The sequence below is a fragment of the Roseibium denhamense genome (assembly GCF_009711415.1).
GTDB lineage: Bacteria > Pseudomonadota > Alphaproteobacteria > Rhizobiales > Stappiaceae > Roseibium > Roseibium denhamense.
Genome location: NZ_SMLZ01000116.1, coordinates 1 through 2,766 on the forward strand (window position 1 = coordinate 1; position 2,766 = coordinate 2,766).

The 2,766-nt window shown below is 57.2% G+C and carries 4 protein-coding genes; all 4 read right to left on the minus strand.

Going from position 1 to position 2,766, the window contains the following annotated elements; genetic code table 11:
* On the minus strand, positions 1-2,013 hold a 2,013-nt coding region (locus tag E1180_RS19985; protein ID WP_155194133.1), incomplete at its 3' end, for a DUF642 domain-containing protein.
* Positions 1,910-2,215, minus strand: a complete 306-nt coding sequence (locus tag E1180_RS22065) for a hypothetical protein (RefSeq protein WP_196220654.1) — start codon at positions 2,213-2,215, stop codon at positions 1,910-1,912. The genes E1180_RS22065 and E1180_RS19985, both read right to left, overlap by 104 nt.
* Complete coding sequence (locus tag E1180_RS19990; protein ID WP_155194135.1) at positions 2,212-2,535, minus strand: hypothetical protein; 324 nt, start codon at positions 2,533-2,535, stop codon at positions 2,212-2,214. Before E1180_RS19990 ends, E1180_RS22065 begins: the two co-directional genes overlap by 4 nt.
* A partial coding sequence (locus E1180_RS22070; RefSeq protein ID WP_196220655.1) for a hypothetical protein occupies positions 2,514-2,766 on the minus strand: 253 nt, incomplete at its 5' end. The genes E1180_RS19990 and E1180_RS22070, both read right to left, overlap by 22 nt.

A 2,766-nucleotide genomic window follows, 5' to 3' on the forward strand; every position in this document is an offset into this window, starting at 1 on the left:
GGTGATGTCGATGGACCCTTCGGTCTCCGCGTCAAAGCTTGCGCCGTCGGCAACGGTGACCACGCCGTTTTCGTCAACGGCAAAGCGGGCATCATCAACCGCATAGGAAACACTGTCGGTGACATCGCTGTCGGTGGCGAGCGCGGTTATGCTGACCTGGGTGCCGGAAGCCGCGTCTTCCGCGATGGTGTTGGCAGAAGTATCGCTATCGGAAACAGCCGAGACGTCAGCTTCGTCTACATCGCTGACCGTAATGGTGAAGGTCTCGGTGGAGGTTGACCCGTCTGTCGAGGTTGCCGTGACGGTGATGTCGATGGAGCCCTCGGTCTCCGCGTCGAACGAGGCGCCGTCGGCCACGGTGACCACACCGTTTTGATCGACGGTAAAGCGGGCATCGTCGAGCGCATAGGAGACACTGTCGGTGATGTCGCTGTCGGTTGCGAGTGCGGTGACACCGACCTGTGTTCCAGCAGAAGCGTCCTCCGCGATTGTGTTGTCAGAGATGTCAGCATCTGAAACGACGGAAACGTCTGCTTCATCCACATCAGAGACCGTGATCGAAAAGTCCTCAGAGAAACTTTCGCCTGCCTCATCTGTCGTTGTGATCGTGACAGTTAGACTGGATTCGTTTTCAGCGTCTAGAACGTGAGAATCCTTTAGCTTCAGAAGCATGTTGCCGTCAGGCCCTTCAACGATTTCAAATCGTTGATCAGAAACCGAGTAGGTGTGGTGGTCTGTTGCATCTGGATCAATCGTGACCACGTTACCGATCACCGCACCTGACACACCTTCTGCGATTGTCATCGGCACTTCTGTCAGGGAAACGTTGTCTATGAAGGCTCCATAAGTGCTATTGTCTTCAGCGGTCTCCCTGATTTCCAACACATCGGAACCACCTGTACCAACAACCTGCAGTTCCATTGTCTGCCAAGTGCCGGTGTCAGGATCGAAACTCGAAACAAGTTCTCCGTTCCAGTAGACTTCTACAGTGCTGTTTTCTGAGTCTTTGCGTGCCTGTGCATCCAGAGACAGGTCATAAACCTGCCCTTTGCTTGTTTCGATCGACTGGGAAATGCTGTTGATCTTACCGTCTGAATCCAGTTCAAGATGTTGTTTTCCCTCAGACGCGGCCACACCGCCGTAACCATCCCAGACTTCCATTTTGCCTTCAGACGTCCAGCTCCCTGAGTTGTCCTCGGAAAACTCTTTCCAGTCGCCATCCTTGACATCAAATGTTTCAAAACTGCCATTTTGCACAAGATTGCCGGTTTGACCGACGATCTGGATACCGGTCGGCGCATTGTCGCTTACGTCACTAACGGCAATTGTGAAGGTCTCTGTGGATGTGGAACTGTCGGATGAGGTGGCCGTGACAGTGATGTCGATGGAGGTTTCGGTTTCGGCGTCAAAGCTGGCACCATCGGCAACGGTAACTACACCGTTTTCGTCGACGGCAAAGCGGCTATCGTCGACGGAATAGGAGACGGTGTCTGTCACATCGCTATCTGTAGCGAGTGCAGTGATACCGACCTGGGTGCCGGCAGAAGCATCTTCCGCGATGCTGTTGGCAGAAGTGTCCGCATCCGAGACAACCGAGACATCGGCTTCATCCACATCGCTGACCGCAATGGTGAAGGTCTCGGTGGAGGTTGACCCGTCTGTGGAGGTTGCGGTGACAGTGATGTCGATGGAGCCTTCGGTCTCCGCGTCGAACGACGCACCGTCGGCGACAGTCACAACCCCGTTCTCATCGACCGTGAAGCGGGCATCGCCAACCGCATAAGAGACGGTGTCGGTCACATCGCTGTCCGTTGCCAGCGCAGTGATGCCGACCTGGGTGCCAGCAGAAGCATCTTCCGCGATGCTGTTGGCAGAAGTGTCCGCATCCGAGACAACCGAGACATCGGCTTCATCCACATCGCTGACCGCAATGGTGAAGGTCTCGGTGGAAGTGGAGCCGTCTGTAGAGGTTGCGGTGACGGTGATGTAGATGGCGCCTTCGGTCTTCCGCATCTAACGACGCCCCGTCGGCGACAGTCACCACACCGTTTTCGTCGACCGTAAAGCGGGCGTCGTCCACGGCATAGGAGACGCTATCGGTCACATCGCTGTCGGTTGCCAGTGCAGTGACACCGTCCTGGGTGCCGGCAGAAGCATCTTCCGCGATGGTGTTGGCGGATGTAGCTGTCGGAAACAGCGGAGACGTCAGCTTCATCCACGTCGGAGACCGCAATCGTGAAAGTCTCGGTGGAGGTTGAGCCGTCGGTGGAGGGTGCCGTGACGGTGATGTCGATGGACCCTTCGGTCTTCTGCATCGAACGACGCACCATCGGCCACGGTGACCACACCGTTCTCGTCGACCGTGAAGCGACCATCGTCGACCGCATAGGCGACGCTGTCGGTGATGTCGCTGTCGGTTGCGAGCGCCGTCACACCGACCTGGGTGCCGGCTGAAGCATCTTCCGCGATGGTGTTGGCGGATGTAGCTGTCGGAAACAGCGGAGACGTCAGCTTCATCCACGTCGGAGACCGCAATGGTGAAGGTCTCTGTGCTTGTGGACCCGTCTGTGGAGGTTGCCGTGACGGTGATGTAGATGGCGCCTTCGGTCTTCCGCATCTAACGACGCGCCCTCGGCAACGGTGACCACACCGTTCTCGTCGACCGTGAAGCGACCATCGTCGACCGCATAGGCGACGCTGTCGGTCACATCGCTGTCGGTGGCCAGCGCTGTGATGCCGACCTGTGTGCCGGAAGCGGCGTCTTCC